The sequence below is a fragment of the Microbacterium sp. PAMC22086 genome (assembly GCF_019443525.1).
GTDB lineage: Bacteria > Actinomycetota > Actinomycetes > Actinomycetales > Microbacteriaceae > Microbacterium > Microbacterium maritypicum.
In genome coordinates, this window is record NZ_CP080380.1 from 3098614 (window position 1) to 3115225 (window position 16612).

At 69.9% G+C, this 16612-nt stretch carries 15 protein-coding genes; 9 read left to right on the forward strand and 6 right to left on the reverse strand.

The features are described 5' to 3' along the window. Positions 1 to 86: 86 nt before the first annotated feature. Positions 87 to 1013 (forward strand): spermidine synthase, encoded by a 927-nt coding sequence (locus KY497_RS15410; RefSeq protein WP_219869442.1) that lies wholly within the window; start codon positions 87 to 89, stop codon positions 1011 to 1013. A 16-nt stretch (positions 1014 to 1029) separates the two neighbouring features. On the opposite strand, the gene KY497_RS15415 is transcribed toward KY497_RS15410, so the two are convergent. Then, a complete protein-coding gene (locus KY497_RS15415) occupies positions 1030 to 1440 on the reverse strand; it encodes a hypothetical protein (RefSeq protein ID WP_229778874.1) in 411 nt (136 codons plus the stop codon). Positions 1441 to 1582: 142 nt separating this feature from the next. Beyond that, entirely contained in the window at positions 1583 to 2020 is a 438-nt protein-coding gene (locus KY497_RS15420) for an Lrp/AsnC family transcriptional regulator (protein ID WP_174799538.1), read from the reverse strand. A 151-nt stretch (positions 2021 to 2171) separates the two neighbouring features. On the opposite strand from KY497_RS15420, the gene KY497_RS15425 reads away from it, so the two are divergent. From KY497_RS15425 to paaZ, 8 genes are all read left to right on the forward strand, one after another. Next, positions 2172 to 3290 (forward strand): thiamine pyrophosphate-dependent enzyme, encoded by a 1119-nt coding sequence (locus tag KY497_RS15425; RefSeq protein ID WP_219869443.1) that lies wholly within the window; start codon positions 2172 to 2174, stop codon positions 3288 to 3290. Then, positions 3287 to 4312, forward strand: a complete 1026-nt coding sequence (locus KY497_RS15430) for an alpha-ketoacid dehydrogenase subunit beta (protein WP_055877552.1) — start codon at positions 3287 to 3289, stop codon at positions 4310 to 4312. The genes KY497_RS15425 and KY497_RS15430 overlap by 4 nt, the downstream gene beginning before the upstream one ends. After that, the gene (locus KY497_RS15435; RefSeq protein WP_219869444.1) at positions 4309 to 5730 is read left to right on the forward strand and encodes a dihydrolipoamide acetyltransferase family protein; all 1422 of its coding nucleotides are present in this window, start codon (positions 4309 to 4311) and stop codon (positions 5728 to 5730) included. Before KY497_RS15430 ends, KY497_RS15435 begins: the two co-directional genes overlap by 4 nt. Before the next feature lie 134 nt (positions 5731 to 5864). Then, a complete protein-coding gene (locus KY497_RS15440) occupies positions 5865 to 7184 on the forward strand; it encodes an MFS transporter (RefSeq protein WP_219869445.1) in 1320 nt (439 codons plus the stop codon). 132 nt (positions 7185 to 7316) lie between these two features. Next, positions 7317 to 8507 carry an acetyl-CoA C-acyltransferase gene (locus KY497_RS15445; protein WP_141386315.1) on the forward strand — a complete coding sequence of 397 codons (1191 nt, stop codon included), beginning with the start codon at positions 7317 to 7319 and terminating at the stop codon, positions 8505 to 8507. Beyond that, positions 8507 to 9262, forward strand: a complete 756-nt coding sequence (locus KY497_RS15450; protein WP_219869446.1) for an enoyl-CoA hydratase/isomerase family protein — start codon at positions 8507 to 8509, stop codon at positions 9260 to 9262. The genes KY497_RS15445 and KY497_RS15450 overlap by 1 nt, the downstream gene beginning before the upstream one ends. Next, positions 9259 to 10128: a 3-hydroxyacyl-CoA dehydrogenase family protein gene (locus KY497_RS15455; RefSeq protein WP_219869447.1), complete on the forward strand. Its 870-nt coding sequence runs from the start codon at positions 9259 to 9261 to the stop codon at positions 10126 to 10128. The genes KY497_RS15450 and KY497_RS15455 overlap by 4 nt, the downstream gene beginning before the upstream one ends. An 11-nt stretch (positions 10129 to 10139) precedes the next feature. Further along, on the forward strand, positions 10140 to 12221 hold the full coding sequence (paaZ, locus tag KY497_RS15460) for a phenylacetic acid degradation bifunctional protein PaaZ (RefSeq protein ID WP_219869448.1): 2082 nt from the start codon (positions 10140 to 10142) through the stop codon (positions 12219 to 12221). A 20-nt stretch (positions 12222 to 12241) separates the two neighbouring features. On the opposite strand, the gene KY497_RS15465 is transcribed toward paaZ, so the two are convergent. The 4 genes from KY497_RS15465 to ptsP form a co-directional block, all read right to left on the reverse strand. Beyond that, the gene (locus KY497_RS15465; RefSeq protein WP_141386318.1) at positions 12242 to 12883 is read right to left on the reverse strand and encodes a TetR/AcrR family transcriptional regulator; all 642 of its coding nucleotides are present in this window, start codon (positions 12881 to 12883) and stop codon (positions 12242 to 12244) included. Positions 12884 to 12959: 76 nt separating this feature from the next. Continuing rightward, positions 12960 to 14285 (reverse strand): phenylacetate--CoA ligase PaaK, encoded by a 1326-nt coding sequence (paaK, locus tag KY497_RS15470; protein ID WP_375140916.1) that lies wholly within the window; start codon positions 14283 to 14285, stop codon positions 12960 to 12962. Between the two features lie 16 nt (positions 14286 to 14301). Then, positions 14302 to 14730, reverse strand: coding sequence for a hydroxyphenylacetyl-CoA thioesterase PaaI (paaI, locus tag KY497_RS15475; RefSeq protein ID WP_055871214.1), 429 nt, complete (start codon positions 14728 to 14730; stop codon positions 14302 to 14304). Between the two features lie 79 nt (positions 14731 to 14809). Further along, entirely contained in the window at positions 14810 to 16477 is a 1668-nt protein-coding gene (gene ptsP, locus KY497_RS15480; RefSeq protein WP_371861289.1) for a phosphoenolpyruvate--protein phosphotransferase, read from the reverse strand. Positions 16478 to 16612 lie beyond the last annotated feature (135 nt).

The following is a 16612-nucleotide window of genomic DNA, read 5'->3' on the forward strand; positions in this document are numbered from 1 at the left end:
TCCAGGGTAGCCGCGTGCGGGGATCCGGCCGGCCGTCGCCCGGCAGGGTGACCTCCGACCGACGTCGCCCGATCTAGGATCGACGGGTGCCAAGGAATCGCCGGGTGTTCTCGCTCATGCTCGACAATCGCAAGGCGAAGCTGATGGAGTCGAAGAGGCGACCCGGTCGCTTCGAGCTCAGCGTCGATGGGATTCCGCAGTCCGTCGTCTCGATGACCGAGCCCACCTCACTCGAATACGCCTACATCCAGCACATCGCCAGAGCGATCGATGCCGCGGCCGAACCCGGTGCACCGCTGTTCACCGTGCATCTGGGGGCCGGAGCACTCACGCTCGCGCGCTACGTCGAGGCCACGCGTGCCGGATCGCCTCAGCTCGCGGTCGAGTTCGAGCCCGCTCTCTATGCCGCGGTGATCGCCGCGCTGCCCCTGCCCCCCAGCGCTGATCTGCGAGTCATCTTCGGCGATGCGCGAGCGGTCGCCGACGCGGATCTTCCGGGCGAGAGGGGACCGTCGGCGCCGTCATCCCCATCCCCGGCGGTCGACGCGGCGGCAACGGGAAGCACCGCGGTCGACACCGATTGGGTGGATGCGCGCTTCACCGTCGTCGATCTGTGGGATGCCGCGGTCATCCGGCATCGCGTGGCCAGCCAGGAGTTCTACCGCCGCGTCGCCGCGCGCTCCGCGTCAGATGGAATCGTGGCGGTGAACCTGCTCGACGGGCACCCGTTCGAGTACTCACGACGACAGGCCGCCACGCTGAGCTCCGTGTTCGACCACATCGCGGTCGTTCTCGACGCAGAACCGGAAGATGACGAAGGGCCACTCGGCAACGTCGTCATCTTCGCCAGCGATGAGCCGCTGGACGTCGTGACGAACCCCGACCTTCTCGGCTCACCGCGACCGCACATGCTCCACGACGATTCCCTGACGTCGTGGATCGCCGAAGCGCGCATCATGACCGACGCCGACGGCACGGACTCCCCCGACCCCGACGACCCGATCTGGGACTAGGGCGAGCACGATTCCCTCAACTCGCCTCCGCTGACGCACCGTCTGTGACGGCGGGGGCTGTGACCGATCCTGCCGTGCGCAGGAAGACGATGATCCAGCTGAAGATCAGCACGGCCGCGATCAACTCGACCGCGGTGAGGTTGTAGTAGCCGACCGCGAAGAAGGCGGCGAGCAGGACGATCACCAGCACGTAGATCCATCCGAAGGCCACGAACACGCGAGGGATGGTCGGCAGGAACCACGGCAGTCCGACCACGACGATCCCGAACACGACGGCCATGCCCGTCGCGACGGTGTTGTGCAGGAGGAAGAACTCGTCCACGGGGAAGATGCCGACGCACGCGAGGAAGATCCCCATCAGGATCAGACCGCCGCGCACCATGAAACGGCGCAGCGCTGCGGCTGCGGAAGCTGCGGAATCGGACATCGGTGTCTCTCCTTCGAGCGTGGCGCTGGCCGGCGGCGGGGTGGACGCCGGTCGTCCTCTCATTCTCGGACGAGCACCGTCACCGCACTTGTCGCGGAGCGCGCCGCAGATGTCCGAGTGCGAAGGATGATCCGGTCGGGGCTCAGTTGCGGGGGTAGTCCTCGAAGATGAGCGTGGTCCTCGTCGAGCGGATCGACGGGATCGCCTGGATGTCCTCCAACACGATGCGACGCAGATCGCGAGCATCGTTCGCCCGCACCAGCAGGATCACATCGAAGTCGCCCCCGACCAGCGCCATGTGCTCGATCTCGGGTATCGAGCGCAGCCGTTCGCTCACGGCCTGCCACGTCGCCTGCTCGATCGCGAGGGTCACATACGCGCTGGCGTGGTGCCCGAGGAGCACGGGATCGGTGCGCACGGAGTACCCCGTGATGACGCCGGCATCGGTCAGGCGCTTGATCCGCGCATGGGCGCCGGCGCGGGAGATGTGCACCGCGTCCGCGATCGCCGTCATCGATGCCCGCGCGTCACGGCGCAGCTCCTCGAGGATCGCGCGATCCGTCTCGTCCAGAGCGACCATGCGACCCCTTTCCTCAGCGCAGTATTTCTGACACTTCGATCAAGAATGCCTCACTCCAGCCACATTCATCCAGGATTCTCCAAAAGATCTTGGATGACTGTCGCCTCGCAGGCAAGCTGTCCTCACCGAGTTCGGCAAGGAGGGCGAACGCATGCTGCACACCGACCTGCTCCCGCGAGACACCGCGGTGCAACTGATCGACCAGAGCGGAGCGCCGGTCGTGGACGACCAGTACGCGCTCCCCGACGCCGACACCCTCCTGGCCGCCTACCGCGGGCTCGTCGAGGGCCGACGCATCAACGATCAGGCCGGAGCCCTGGTGCGCCAGGGGCGCCTCGCCGTCTACCCGTCGTCGCACGGCCAGGAGGCCTGCCAGGTCGGCGCCGCGATGGTTCTCGGCTCCACCGATTGGCTGTTCCCGACCTATCGCGACTCGGTCGCCGTGATCGCTCGCGGGGTCGAGCCCGCCGACGCCATGGTCCTCCTCAAGGGCGACTGGCACTCGGGGTACGACGTGCGCGCGCATCGCGTCGCCCCACAGGCCACGCCGCTCGCGACGCAGCTGCTGCATGCGGTCGGCTTCGCCCAGGCCGCGAAGCATCGGGGCGAGGACACCGTGGTGCTCGCCCTCTGCGGCGACGGTGCAACCAGCGAGGGCGACTTCCACGAGGCCATGAACTTCGCCGCGGTGTTCCACGTCCCCGTCGTCTTCTTCGTGCAGAACAACGAGTTCGCGATCTCGGTCCCGCTCGCGCGGCAGACGGCGGCCCCCTCCCTCGCCCACAAAGCCGTCGGCTACGGGATGCCGGGACAGCGCGTCGACGGCAACGACGTCGCTGCAGTCCTCGCCGTGCTCGGCGATGCCGTGTCTCGCGCCCGTGCCGGCGGGGGCCCGTCCCTCATCGAGGCGCACACGTATCGGATGCAGGCGCACACCAACGCCGACGACGACACCCGCTATCGCGAGCGCGACGAGGTGCAGGCCTGGGTCGCCCGTGATCCGCTGGTGCGACTGCGCGCACACCTCACCTCCACCGGCGCACTCGACGCCGAGGCCGAGGAGCGCTTCGCGGCGGGCGCGGAGGAGATCGCGACCGCGATGAGGGCCGCCCTGAACACCGATGCCGACCTCGATCCCGAAGACCTGTTCCGCTTCGTGACCGAGACCCGATCCCCGCAGCTCGATGAGCAGTGGCACCTGCTGCGTGACGAGATCGAGCGCTCCGGTCTCGCCGATGCCGGAAGCACCCTGAACGGAGGCCACCGATGACGATCGCACAGGACGACACCCGCACCGAGACCGCGTCCGGCACGACGACGATGACGATGGCGGCCGCGCTCAACAGAGCGCTGGCCGACGCCATCGAGTCCGATCCGGATGTCGTGGTCTTCGGCGAGGACGTGGGCGCGCTGGGCGGCGTCTTCCGCATCACCGACGGACTCACCGCGCGCTTCGGCGAAGAGCGCTGCTTCGACACCCCGCTCGCGGAATCCGGCATCGTCGGCACCGCCGTCGGCATGGCCATGAACGGTCTGCGTCCCGTGGTGGAGATGCAGTTCGACGCGTTCGCGCTCCCCGCGTTCGAGCAGGTCGTCAGCCATGTCGCCAAGCTCGGCAACCGCACCCGCGGCGGTATGCGGATGCCTCTGGTGATCCGCATACCGTTCGGCGGCGGCATCGGCGGTGTCGAGCATCACTGCGACTCGTCCGAGGCCTATTACGCACACACGCCGGGCCTCACCGTCGTCAGCCCGTCCACGCCGCAGGATGCCTACTCCCTGCTGCGTGCGGCCATCGCCTCCCCCGACCCTGTGATCTTCCTCGAGCCCAAGAAGCTCTACTGGGCCAAGGGCGAGGTCGACACCTCGATCACGGCGGAGCTGGGAACAGCACGCATCGCCCGCGACGGCACGGATGTGACGCTGCTGGCCTACGGAGCCTCCGTGCCTCTGGCGCTCGAAGCGGCCGAGGTCGCCGCCGCCGAAGGACGCAGCGTGCAGGTCGTCGACGTCCGCTCGCTCTCGCCGTTCGATGACGCCACCGTGACGGCCGCCGTGAAGTCGACCGGTCGCGCCGTCGTGATCGCCGAGGCGCCGGGCTATGTGAGTGTGGCGTCCGAGATCCAGGCCAGGGTGTTCGAGCGCTGCTTCGAGTACCTCGCCGCTCCCGTACGACGGGTGACGGGCTTCGACACCCCCTACGCCCCTCCGAAGCTCGAGCACTGGTACCTCCCCGACGTCGACCGCGTGCTCGACGCGATCGACACGCTGCACTGGGAGGACGAGGCATGAGCACTCCGCTGAAGCCGCATGCGGGCGCCCAGGTGTTCCGGCTCCCCGACCTCGGTGAGGGCCTGACCGAAGCGGGCCTCGTGCAGTGGCTCGTCGCCGTGGGCGACACCATCACGACCGATCAGCCGATCGCCGAGGTCGAGACCGCGAAGAGCATCGTCGAGCTGCCGTCGCCCTTCGCCGGGGTTGTCACCGCGCTGCACGGCACCGCCGGCGACACGATCGACGTCGGCGCCCCGGTGCTCGAAGTGGCCGATCCCCTGACATCGCCGGCACCGTCCGCCCCGTCTCCTGGGGCCCAGCCCGAGCACGAGGCGTACCGCGAGGAGGAGCGCGCGGGTTCCGGGAACGTCCTCATCGGCTATGGAACGACCGCGCGCACCGCGAAGGGACGACGACGCCCGTCCGCCGCCTCGGTGTCCGCGCCGCGCGAGCAGGTGTCGCCGCCGGCGCCGGCGGCGTCGCATGCCGCGCCCCGCACCTCCGAGGCTTCCGCGCCTTCGGGTCCGGCCGATCGCCGCCCGGTAGCCGTCCGCTCCCCGCTCGTGCGTCGACTCGCCAGGGATCTCGGTCTCGACGTGCACGCGATCACCGCGACCGGCGCCGACGGCGCCATCACCCGTGCCGACGTGCTGCGAGCCGCCGTGGACAGCGCCGTCGACGGCGCCGCCGCCCACCACGCCGGCACCACAGGACCTCGAACCGGGGAGACCGTGGACGGGCTCGGGGTGCGCGCCCGCGAACGGATGTCTCCCCCGCGCCGGGCCGTCAGCGCCAAGCTCACCCGCAGCAGGTCCGAGATCCCCGAAGCCACCGTCTGGGTCGACGTCGACGCCACGGTCCTGTGGGACCTGCGCGGGCAGATGGCCCCCGAGGGCGGGAAGGCGCCGTCCCTGACCGCACTCCTCGCCCGCTTCGTGCTGCTCGCGCTGGAGGACCATCCTCTGCTGGCGTCGCGGCTCAGCGAGAGCGGAGACGAGATCATCTCCTTCGACGGCGTGAACCTCGGGATCGCCGCGGATACGGAACGGGGGCTCCTGGTGCCGGTGCTCCCCCGCGCCCACGAGCTCACCGTGGCACAGCTCGACACGGCGCTGCGCGAACTCACCGTCACGGCGCGCTCCGGCACCATGCCACCGGAGCGCCTGCGCGGGTCGACCTTCACGCTCAACAACTACGGAGGCCTGGGCGTCGACGGCTCGGCCGCAATCATCAACCACCCCGATGTGGCGATCCTCGGCATCGGTCGGATCATCGAGCGTCCGTGGGTGGTCGACGGGGCGATCGTGGCTCGACGGATCGTCCAGGTCTCGCTCGCGTTCGACCACCGCGTGTGCGACGGCGGCTACGCTGCCGGCTTCCTGCGGCGGGTGACCGAACTCATCGAGCACCCACTGCGAGCGTTCGGGAGGGTCTGACCGAAAGCGCGGGTTCTCGATTCCGACGGCGCCTATGCGCTACGCTCGGCAATTACTGACCGACCATTCGGTCATGAATAGCCGGGGCGCCTCGTCGCCCTCCCCTCCCGGAATCGCAGAACAATGGAGTTCGCATGACGTCAGCAGTCTCCGACCGCACCTCGTCCGCACGGATGCCCGCCGAAGAACGGCGGGTGCTCGCCGGCACCCTCGTGGGCACCTCGATCGAGTGGTACGACTTCTTCATCTACGCCCAGGCAGCGGGATTGGTGCTCGCACCGCTGTTCCTGGCCCCGATCGCCCGGGAGAGCCCCGGCTTCGCCCAGGTCCTCTCGTTCGCGACCATCGGCATCTCCTTCCTCTTCCGCCCCCTCGGCGCGATCGTCGCCGGCCACCTCGGCGACAAGCTCGGGCGCAAGAAGATGCTCGTGCTCACCCTCATCATGATGGGGCTGTCGACGTCGCTCATCGGCATCCTCCCGACCTACGCCGCGATCGGCGTCGCCGCGCCCATCCTGCTGATCCTGCTCCGCATCGTGCAGGGATTCTCCGCGGGCGGAGAGTGGGGCGGAGCCGCACTGATGGCGGTCGAGCATGCGCCGAGCAACCGACGAGGACTCTTCGGCGCGTTCCCGCAGATCGGCGTCCCGGTCGGCATGATCCTCGCCACCTCGACCCTGTGGGTGCTCACCAGCTCGATGTCGCCGGAGGCCTTCCTCGAGTGGGGCTGGCGCATCCCGTTCCTGCTCTCGATCGTGCTCATCGCGGTCGGCTACGTGATCCGCCGCGCCGTCGACGAGAGCCCGGTCTTCGAGGATCTGCGACGTCGCCGCAAGGAGGCATCCGCTCCGCTGAGCCGCCTGTTCCGCCAGAACACCAAGCAGGTGGTCCTGACCGCGATCATCTTCATCGCCAACAACGCGGCGGGCTACCTGCTCATCGCGTTCTTCGCGACCTACGCCGTCGCGACGCTCGGCATGGAGCGTCCTCCGGTTCTGCTGGCGACGACGCTCGCCTCGTTCGGATGGCTCATCTTCACCCTCTGGGGAGGACACCTCTCCGATCGACTCGGTCGCATCCGCACCTTCCAGATCGGGTACGTCGCACTCGCCCTGTGGGCGGTGCCGATGTGGTTCCTGATCGATACCGCGAACATCCTCTGGTACTTCGTGGCGTTGTTCGTGATGACGTTCGCGCTCGGTCTCTCCTACGGGCCCCAGGCCGCGCTCTACGCCGAGATGTTCCCCGCGAACGTGCGCTACTCGGGAGTATCCATCGGCTACGCCCTCGGCGCGATCCTCGGCGGGGCGTTCGCACCGATGATCGCCGAAGCCCTGATGAACCAGTTCCACGCGGCCTGGACGATCGGCGTCTACATCGCGGTCGCCGCGGTGATCTCGCTCATCGGGGTCTCCCTCGTCAAGGAGACCAAGGGCGTCGATCTGCTCACCTGACCCTCGGGCCGACCACCCGGGATCGCAGCGATCCCTGAGTCTGTGACATAATTACCGGACGATCGGTCAGTAATTCGGATCGATCGTCCGGACACGGGCCACCCGTCGAGACAACGCAGTCAGGAGTTCCGCATGACCGAGGCATACCTCGTGGGAGGCGTACGCACCCCGGTCGGACGCTACGGTGGCGCGCTCGCCTCCGTCCGCCCGGACGACCTCGCATCGATCATCGTGCGCGAAGCGGCGCTGCGCGCCGGAATCGACCCGCTGCAGGTCGAGATCGACGAGGTCATCCTCGGTGCCGCCAACCAGGCGGGCGAGGACAACCGCAACGTCGCCAGGATGGCGGTGCTGCTCGCGGGGCTTCCCGACAGCGTCCCCGGAATCACGGTCAACCGGCTCTGCGCCTCGGGGATGTCCGCCGTCACGATGGCGGCGCAGGCCGTCCGCGCCGGCGACGCCGATGTGATCCTCGCCGGCGGCGTCGAGTCGATGACCCGCGCGCCCTGGGTGCAGGCCAAGCCGGAGAAGGCCTGGGCGAAGCCCGGTGCCGCGTTCGACACCTCGATCGGCTGGCGCTTCCCGAATCCGCGCCTTCTGGCGCGCGAGAAGGCGACGTTCTCGATGCCGGAGACGGCGGAGGAGGTCGCCCGCGTCGACGGCATCAGCCGCGACGAGGCGGATGCCTTCGCGCTGCGCTCGCAGGAGCGCGCCGCCGCGGCGATCGCGGGCGCGCGGTTCGAGGCGGAGATCGTCGGCGTGCCCGTCGGCTCCGGCGAGGTCACGGTCGACGAGGGTCCGCGGCCGGAGACGACGCTCGAGGGCCTCGCGCGGCTGCGACCCGTCGTGGCCGGCGGTCAGGTCGTCACCGCGGGCAACTCCAGCGCCCTCAACGACGGTGCCTCCGCGATCGTGGTGGCGAGCGCTGCGGCAGTCGAGCGCTACGGTCTGGTGCCGCGTGCCCGCATCGTGGCCGGCACCAGTGCGGGCCTCGCGCCCGAGGTCATGGGCCTGGGTCCGGTTCCCGCGACTCAGAAGGCGCTGCGACGGGCGGGCCTCTCGATCGACGACATCGGCTCGATCGAGCTCAACGAGGCCTTCGCCACGCAGTCCATCGCCTGCATCCGACGGCTCGGCCTCGACGAATCGCGCGTGAACGCCGACGGTGGAGCCATCGCCCTGGGCCACCCGCTCGGTTCGTCCGGGTCCCGGCTGCTGGTCACCCTCCTCGGCCGCATGGAACGCGAGGGGTCGCGCTACGGCCTGGCCACCATGTGCGTCGGCGTCGGACAGGGCGCCGCCCTGATCGTGGAGAAGGTGTGATGTCGGAACCCTCGCCCGCCGGCGATCCCCTCCTCGTCGAGAGCTACGGCGACCGTGTGGTCGCGACGCTCCATCGTCCGCACAAGCGCAACGCGATCGACCAGGCCACCATCGATGCGCTGCACGCGCTGTGCGCCGAGCTCGAAGCCGCACCGCGCCCCTTGATCCTCACCGGCGCCGGCGGCGCGTTCGCGGCTGGGGCCGACATCGCCGAGCTGCGCGAGCGCCGTGCGGCCGACGCACTGCGCGGTATCAACGCCCACGCGTTCATCCGCCTCGCCGAACTGCCCATGCCGGTCATCGCGGCGATCGACGGATATGCGCTCGGGGGCGGAGCCGAACTCGCCTATGCCGCCGACATCCGCATCGCGACCCCGTCCATCGCCATCGGCAACCCCGAGACAGGACTGGGCATCCTCGCCGCGGCAGGAGCCGGATGGCGGCTGAAGGAGATCGTCGGAGGTGCCAGGGCGATCGAGCTGCTGCTCACCGGTCGCACCGTGAAGGCCGAGGAGGCGCTGCGCATCGGACTCGTCTCGTCGATCCACGAGCCGGCGGACCTGCTGCCGGCCGCGCACGCCATCGTCGATCGCATCGTCCGGAACGACCCGGCAGCCACCATCGCGACCAAGCGCGTGTTCCGCGCGCCTCGCGACCACCACCCCGCCGTCGACCTGGAGGCACAGGCCGAGCTGTTCGAGAGCCCGGAGAAATTCCGACGGATGACCGACTTCCTGGAGCGGAGAGACCGATGACCGAGACCAGTTCCCTCGCCCCTGAGCACGTGGGCGTACTCGGCGGCGGACGCATGGGCGCCGGCATCGCCCACGCGTTCCTGCTCGCCGGTTCCCGGGTCACCGTCGTCGAGCGCGATGCCGACGTTGCACAGGCGGCCGCCGCCCGTGTGCTCGAGTCGGTCGACTCGTCGATCGCCAGAGGCACGGCGCTCGCACCCGTCGAGGAGTATCGGGAGCGTCTCGCGACGGGCACGGATGCCGCGCTGTTCGCCCCGTGCCCCCTCGTCGTCGAGGCGGTGCCCGAGGACCTCGCGCTCAAGATCGATGCGCTCCGCCGTGTCGAAGCACACGTCGCCTCCGACGCCGTGATCGCCTCGAACACCTCCTCCATCTCGATCGACGAGCTGGCCGCGGTGCTCGATCGCCCCTCGCACCTGCTCGGCATGCACTTCTTCAACCCCGTGCCCGCCTCCACGCTCGTCGAGATCGTTCGCGGAGCGAGCACCGCTCCCCCGCTCGTCGACTCCGCCCGCGGCTGGGTCGCCGCCCTCGGCAAGACGCCGATCGTCGTCGCCGATGCTCCCGGCTTCGCGTCGTCCCGGCTCGGTGTCGCGCTCGGACTCGAGGCGATCCGCATGCTCGAGGAGGGCGTCGCCTCCGCCGAAGACATCGACACGGCGATGACGCTCGGATACAAGCATCCGGTCGGACCGCTCCGACTCACCGACATCGTCGGGCTCGACGTGCGGCTCGGCATCGCCGAGTACCTCGCCGCCCATCTGGGTGAGCGCTTCGAACCTCCGGCCCTGCTGCGCCGCCTGGTCGCCGAGGGGCACCTCGGCCGCAAGAGCGGACGCGGCTTCTACGAATGGGACGCCTCATGAAGGGAACTGAGATGACCGAGATCCTCCCCAGCTACGTCGAGGGAGAGTGGTGGACGCCGGCGTCCACGGCTCGGGCGACCGAGGTGCGTGATGCCTCGACGGGAGAGGTCGTGGCCCGCGTCTCGACCGACGGACTCGACCTGGGTGCCGCGCTCGACCACGCCCGCACGGTCGGGCAGGCCTCGCTCGGGGAGCTCACGTTCCACCAGCGCGCCGTGCGGCTCAAGCAGCTCGCCCTCGCCCTCACCGAACGCAAGGCCGAGCTGTACGCGCTCTCCAGCCGCACCGGCGCCACGACACAGGACTCGTGGGTGGACATCGACGGTGGGATCGGTGTGCTGTTCGCGTACTCCAGCAAGGGCCGTCGCGAGCTGCCCAACGCCAAGGTCTACGTCGACGGCGGCGTGGAGAACCTCTCCAAGGACGGCTCCTTCCTCGGCCGCCACATCTACACGCGACTGCGGGGCGTGGCGGTGCAGATCAACGCCTTCAACTTCCCGGTCTGGGGGGCGCTGGAGAAGTTCGCTCCCGCATTCCTCGCCGGCGTCCCCACCCTGGTGAAGCCGGCGACCCCGACCGGGTATCTCGCCGAGGCGATGGTGCGCGTGATGGTCGAGTCCGGCCTGCTCCCCGCGGGCTCGCTGCAGCTCGTCTCCGGCAGCGTGCCCGATCTCTTCGACGAGCTGCGGCTCGGCGACCTCGTGGCCTTCACCGGTTCGGCGTCGACAGCAGAGCAGCTGCGCGCGCACGAGTGCGTGCAGACGGGAGGCGTGCGCTTCACGAGCGAGACCGACTCGATCAACGCCTCGATCCTCGGGACGGATGCCGTCGCCGGCACGCCCGAGTTCGATGCCTACATCAAGCAGCTCGTCGCCGAGATGACCACGAAGGCCGGGCAGAAGTGCACGGCCATCCGTCGCGCGATCGTGCCGACGGCTGCCGTCGACGACGTCATCGCCGCGGTCCGCGAGCGGCTGTCCGCGCGGGTCGTCCTCGGCGATCCGCGCGCCGAGGGGGTCACGATGGGTCCGCTCGCCTCGACCGCACAGCGCGAAGAGGTGCTGCGTCAGGTGGGGCGCCTGCAGGCCGGCGGCGGAAAACTCGTGATCGGTACGACCGACGCCCCGATCGTGCGTCACGTCGACGGCAGCGAAGGACCCGCCCCCGATGGCGCCTTCGTCGCACCGATGCTGCTGCGATTCCCCGACGCCCAGAGCCCGGCGGTCAACGAGATCGAGGCGTTCGGCCCGGTGTCGAGCATCATCGGCTACGGCACCCTCGACGAGGCGAGCGCCCTGGTGGCACGCGGCGGCGGCTCGCTCGTGACGAGTGTGGCCACGCACGACCCCGAGGTCGCGGTCGCGCTCGCGACGGGCATGGCCGCCTACAACGGACGCGTGCTCTTCCTCGACCGCGATGATGCCCGCAGCTCGACCGGACACGGCTCCCCGCTCCCGAACCTCGTGCACGGTGGCCCAGGCCGCGCGGGCGGAGGCGAAGAGCTCGGCGGCATCCGCGCGGTGCTGCATCACATGCAGCGCACGGCCGTGCAGGGTTCTCCGACGATGATGACCGCCCTCACCGGCGTCTGGCATCAGGGCGCGGCCGCGCGCCCCTACGAGCAGGACGGCGGCGTGCATCCGTTCCGCAAGTCTCTGGCCGAGCTCCACGTGGGCGATCAGGTCAGAAGCGGCTCGCGCACCGTGACCCTCGACGACATCGAGACGTTCGCGGCGTTCACCGGCGACACGTTCTATGCGCACATGGATGAGATCGCAGCCTCCGCGAACCCGTTCTTCCCCGGACGCGTCGCGCACGGGTATCTGCTGGTGTCGTGGGCTGCGGGTCTCTTCGTCGACCCGGCGCCCGGTCCCGTGCTGGCGAACTCCGGGCTGGAGAACCTGAGGTTCGTGACGCCGGTCTCCCCCGGCGACGACATCCGTGTGGAGCTCACCGCGAAGCAGATCACCCCCCGCGAGACCGACGAGTACGGAGAGGTGCGCTGGGACGCCGTGCTGAAGAATCAGCACGATGACATCGTGGCCACCTACGACGTGCTCACGCTGGTCGCGAAGGAGCAGGCGGCGGCGTAGCAGCAGCGCCGGAGTCGGGGTCAGACGGCCGCGGCTCCGGCCTCACCGCGCGTGCGCAGCCCGTCGAGAGCGAGGGCGACCACATCGTCGGCGAGACGGTCGGCGCCCTCGCGTCCGCCGGGGCGGTACCACTCGACGATCGAGTTGATCATCCCGAACACGAGTCGCGCGACGACGCTCGCATCAATGTCGGCACGCAGCGCGCCTTCGCTCTGCGCCTCCGACACGAGCGCGGTGATCCGACGGTCGAAGGCCCGCCGGCGGATCAGCGCCTTGCGCTCCACATCGGTGTTCCCCCGCACGCGCAGCAGCAGCGTCACAGCCGGCAGCTGGTCGACGAGCACACGGACGGCGCCGCGGAGCACGTGCTCGAGCCTGTCGACAGCGCTGGGTGCAGCCGGCCCCTGGGCCGATTCGGGAAGCGGGTTCTCCACGACGGCCTCGAGGCCGCTCAGGGCCGCGTCGAGAGCCAGGTCGAGGATCTCGTCCTTCGAGCCGAAGTGATGGTAGATCGCCGACTTCGACAGACCGAGCCGCTCGGCGAGCATGCCGATCGACGTGGCGTCGTACCCGTATTCGTTGAAGGCGGCGACGGCGACACCGAGGATCCCCTGCTGGTCGTACCCGGGGCGGCCTCGTCGTGTGTTCTGCATCTCGGACATCACCCCACAGTCTCGCACCCGATGGGGCGTGCACACCGGAGCATCGGCCGCGAGGCGACCGCGGTGTCGCTGGTCGTCACCGCAGGTCGTACACCCGCTTGTACTTCCCCTCGCTCCGAGGCAGCGTCCCCGGCTCGGCGAGCTGCACCGCGACGGTCGATCCCACGAAGATCTTGATCCGCTGCGCGAGCACCTCCGCCGCGCTCTGGCAGGTCTCCACGGACAGGTCGGGGTGGCGCTCGATGCGCACCTTCAGCGTGTCCATCCGTCCTTCCTTCGACAGCTCGAGGATGAAGTGCGGGGTCAGCTGCTCGATCCCCAGGACCAGCTCCTCGATCTGCGTGGGGAACAGGTTCACACCGCGCAGGATGATCATGTCGTCGTTGCGACCGGTGATCTTCTCCATCCGTCGCATGCCCGGACGCGCGGTCCCCGGCAGCAGTCGGGTGAGATCGCGGGTGCGATAGCGGATCACGGGGAACGCCTCCTTGGTGAGGGAGGTGAAGACGAGCTCGCCGAGTTCGCCGCCCGGCAGCACCGCCCCGCTGTCCCCGTCGATGATCTCCGGCAGGAAGTGGTCCTCCCACAGATGCGGACCGTCCTTGGTCTCGAGGCACTCATTGCCCACCCCCGGCCCCATGACCTCGCTGAGCCCGTAGATGTCGAGGGCGTCGATCCCCAGGCGCTGTTCGAGTTCGTGACGCATCTCGTTCGACCACGGCTCGGCGCCCAGCACCGCGACCTTCAACGACGTGGAGCGCGGGTCGACGCCCTGCGCAGCCATCGCGTCGGCGATCGTGAGGAGGTAGCTCGGCGTGCACAGGATCGCATCCGGCTCGAAGTCGAGGATGAGCTGCACCTGACGGGCGGTCTGGCCGCCGGACATGGGGATGGCGGTCGCTCCGAGCGCTTCGATGCCCGCGTGCGCGCCGAGACCGCCGGTGAACAGCCCGTAACCGTAGGCGTTGTGCACCTTCATCCCGCGGCGGATCCCGCTCGCACGCAGCGAGCGCGCCACCAGCGAAGCCCACCTGTCGAGGTCGCCCCGCGTGTACCCGACGACCGTGGGTCGCCCTGTGGTGCCGCTGGAGGCGTGGATGCGGGCGACGTCGGACATCGGCACCGCGAACATCCCGAACGGGTAGGTCTCGCGCAGATCCTCCTTGGTCGTGAAGGGCAGCAGCTGCACGTCGTCGAGGGTACGGATGTCTTCCGGACGCACACCCGCCTCATCGAGTTTGCGCGTGTAGAGAGGCACGTTCGCGTGGGCGTGGCGCACGGTCTGCTGCAGTCGGGCGAGCTGGAGCGCGGCGATCTCGTCGCGACCCATGCGCTCTTCGGCATCGAGCTCGGCGGCTGCGGGCGGGCGGACACGGGGGGATGCTGCGGTCGTCATCGACACGGGGGACTCCAGGGGGTCAGAAGGTCTGGCTGGTGGTGCGGGAACGCCCGCGGAACTCGGCGACGGGGTCGCCCTGCTCGTCGACGACGGTCACGTCGTAGATGCCGGAGCGTCCGGTGCGCGATCGCCGGATCGCGGTCGCGGTGAGCGTCTGGCCGGAGACGGTCGGCTTGAGGAAGGAGATGTCCGCTCCGGCGGCGACCGTGACCCGATCGTCTTCGTTGCACGCGATCGCGAAGGCGGTGTCGGCCAGGGCGAAGACGAATCCGCCGTGGGTGATCTGGAAGCCGTTGGTCATGTCATCCCGCACGCGCATCGAGACGACCGCATGCCCCGGATCGTCGCGTTCGACGACCAGGCCCAACGAGGCCGAGGCGCGGTCGCGCTCCATCATGGCGCGATTGGGTCGCACGGCGTCGGTCGCCTGCGTCGTCGCTTGTGTCATCGTCGACCTCCTCGTCGAGCGGGTCGGACGTCGCGCCTGCGACATCCGACCCGCTCATACTAACCGAACGATCGGTCAGTTAGTCAACGGAGTCGGCGAGCGCCGCCGCGGCGGCGGCCCGCGCTGCGGCGGCCGTGGGGGCACCGAGCGCGGCTGCCGCCGCTCGACGGCACGCCGCCGGAGACACCGCGCTCAACCGCGCAGCGACCCGTCCCAGCGACCGCGGGGCCATCGACAGGGATGTCACTCCCAATCCGACCAGCACGGGTGCGAGCTCAGGGTCACCGCCGGCCTCGCCGCACACCCCCACCGGTTTCCCGGCAGCGCTGCCCGCGTCGCCGACGATACCGATGAGTCTCAGCACCGCGGGCTGCCAGGGATCGTTCAGATCTCCCAGGTCGCTGAGCAGCCGGTCCGCCGCCATCGTGTACTGCGCGAGATCGTTGGTGCCGAGGCTGACGAAGTCGACGACCTCGAACAGCTCGGCGGCGAGGAGAGCCGCCGACGGCGTCTCGATCATGATGCCCACCCGGTCGAGCCCCGCGGCCCGGCACCGTTCGGCGAAGCCAGCGGCCTCATCGACCGTCGCGACCATCGGAGCCATCACCTCGACCTGAGCCGCCTCCTCGGCAGCCGCCCGAGCGAGCGCAGCCAGCTGGTCGTCGAGGAGCTGAGGGCGGCGGCGCGCGATCCGCAGTCCGCGCACGCCGAGGGCGGGGTTGTCCTCGCTCTCGGCGTTGGCGAACGGCAGCGGCTTGTCGCTTCCCGCATCGAGGGTGCGCACGACGACCTTGCGCTCGGGGAAGGCGGCCAGCACACCGCGGTAGGCGGCGACCTGCTCGTCGATGCTCGGAGCATCGACGCGATCGAGGAAGCAGAACTCCGTGCGGAAGAGCCCGACGCCCTCCGCGCGGGCCGAGGCGGCGCTGACCGCGTCGGCTGCTCCGCCGACGTTGGCGAGCAGCGGGATCCGTTGCCCTCCGGCGAGCACGCCGACACCGTCGAAGTCGACGGCGGTCGCCGACGCGCGCGCCAGCGCGATGACCGATTCGGCAGGCTCGACCTCGACCGTGCCCCGGTCGCCGTCGACGAGCACCATCACGCCGGCGGGGATCGCTTCGGCGTCGTCGAGACCGACCACGGCAGGCAGGCCGAGAGAGCGCGCGATGATGGCGGTGTGCGAGGTCGGCCCGCCCTGAGCGGTGACGAGGGCGACGCATGCTCCCCCGGCGAGCAGCGCGGTGTCGGCGGGGGCGAGATCGGGGGCGACCAGGACGAAGGGCTCATCGCGCTCCGGGACGCCAGGCATGTCGACCTCGAGGATCTCGGCGATGATCCGGTCGCGCACGTCGCGGATGTCGGCGATGCGCTCGGCCATCCGGCCCCCGAGCGCAGCAAGAGCCTTCTCGTGGACGACGGCCGTCTCCCAGACCGCGCGGGCAGCGCTGCATCCCTTCGACCGCACGAGCGCGGTCGCCTCGGACACCAGTTCAGGATCGGATGCCAACAGGCGGGAGGCATCGAGGATCGCCTTGGTCTCCCCCGTCGCCTGCGCGGTGCGCGAGCGCAGCTGATCGGCGACGGCGACGGCCGCCCACTCGATGGCGGAGACCTCGGAATCCCGATCCGCTTCGGCGACGACCGTGTCGGGGTCGGGTTCGGGAAGCGGGGGTGCGAGGTGGACGACGCGGGCGGCGACCTGGCCGGGGCTCACCCCGCGCCCGCGAAGCACGGAGCCGGCCGCGATCTCGCGCGTCGGACCCGTCCCCTTCTCCGGCGTCGACGGCGGAGCTTCCGCGGCTCGCGTCGTCGGTACGGCGTCGTTCTCGGGTCGGCTCTCCTGACGCACGTCGTCGGTGCCCTCACCGAAGCCGTCGTCGAA

Excerpts from the sequence above, each read along its gene's own strand:
- KY497_RS15430 (WP_055877552.1), top strand. The coding sequence starts at position 3,287 with ATGACGATCGCACAGGACGACACCCGCACCGAGACCGCGTCCGGCACG.
- paaZ (WP_219869448.1), top strand. The coding sequence starts at position 10,140 with ATGACCGAGATCCTCCCCAGCTACGTCGAGGGAGAGTGGTGGACGCCG.
- KY497_RS15415 (WP_229778874.1), bottom strand. The coding sequence starts at position 1,440 with ATGTCCGATTCCGCAGCTTCCGCAGCCGCAGCGCTGCGCCGTTTCATG.
- KY497_RS15450 (WP_219869446.1), top strand. The coding sequence starts at position 8,507 with ATGTCGGAACCCTCGCCCGCCGGCGATCCCCTCCTCGTCGAGAGCTAC.
- KY497_RS15445 (WP_141386315.1), top strand. The coding sequence starts at position 7,317 with ATGACCGAGGCATACCTCGTGGGAGGCGTACGCACCCCGGTCGGACGC.
- paaI (WP_055871214.1), bottom strand. The coding sequence starts at position 14,730 with ATGACACAAGCGACGACGCAGGCGACCGACGCCGTGCGACCCAATCGC.
- KY497_RS15435 (WP_219869444.1), top strand. The coding sequence starts at position 4,309 with ATGAGCACTCCGCTGAAGCCGCATGCGGGCGCCCAGGTGTTCCGGCTC.
- KY497_RS15425 (WP_219869443.1), top strand. The coding sequence starts at position 2,172 with ATGCTGCACACCGACCTGCTCCCGCGAGACACCGCGGTGCAACTGATC.
- KY497_RS15440 (WP_219869445.1), top strand. The coding sequence starts at position 5,865 with ATGACGTCAGCAGTCTCCGACCGCACCTCGTCCGCACGGATGCCCGCC.
- KY497_RS15455 (WP_219869447.1), top strand. The coding sequence starts at position 9,259 with ATGACCGAGACCAGTTCCCTCGCCCCTGAGCACGTGGGCGTACTCGGC.
- KY497_RS15420 (WP_174799538.1), bottom strand. The coding sequence starts at position 2,020 with ATGGTCGCTCTGGACGAGACGGATCGCGCGATCCTCGAGGAGCTGCGC.
- KY497_RS15465 (WP_141386318.1), bottom strand. The coding sequence starts at position 12,883 with ATGTCCGAGATGCAGAACACACGACGAGGCCGCCCCGGGTACGACCAG.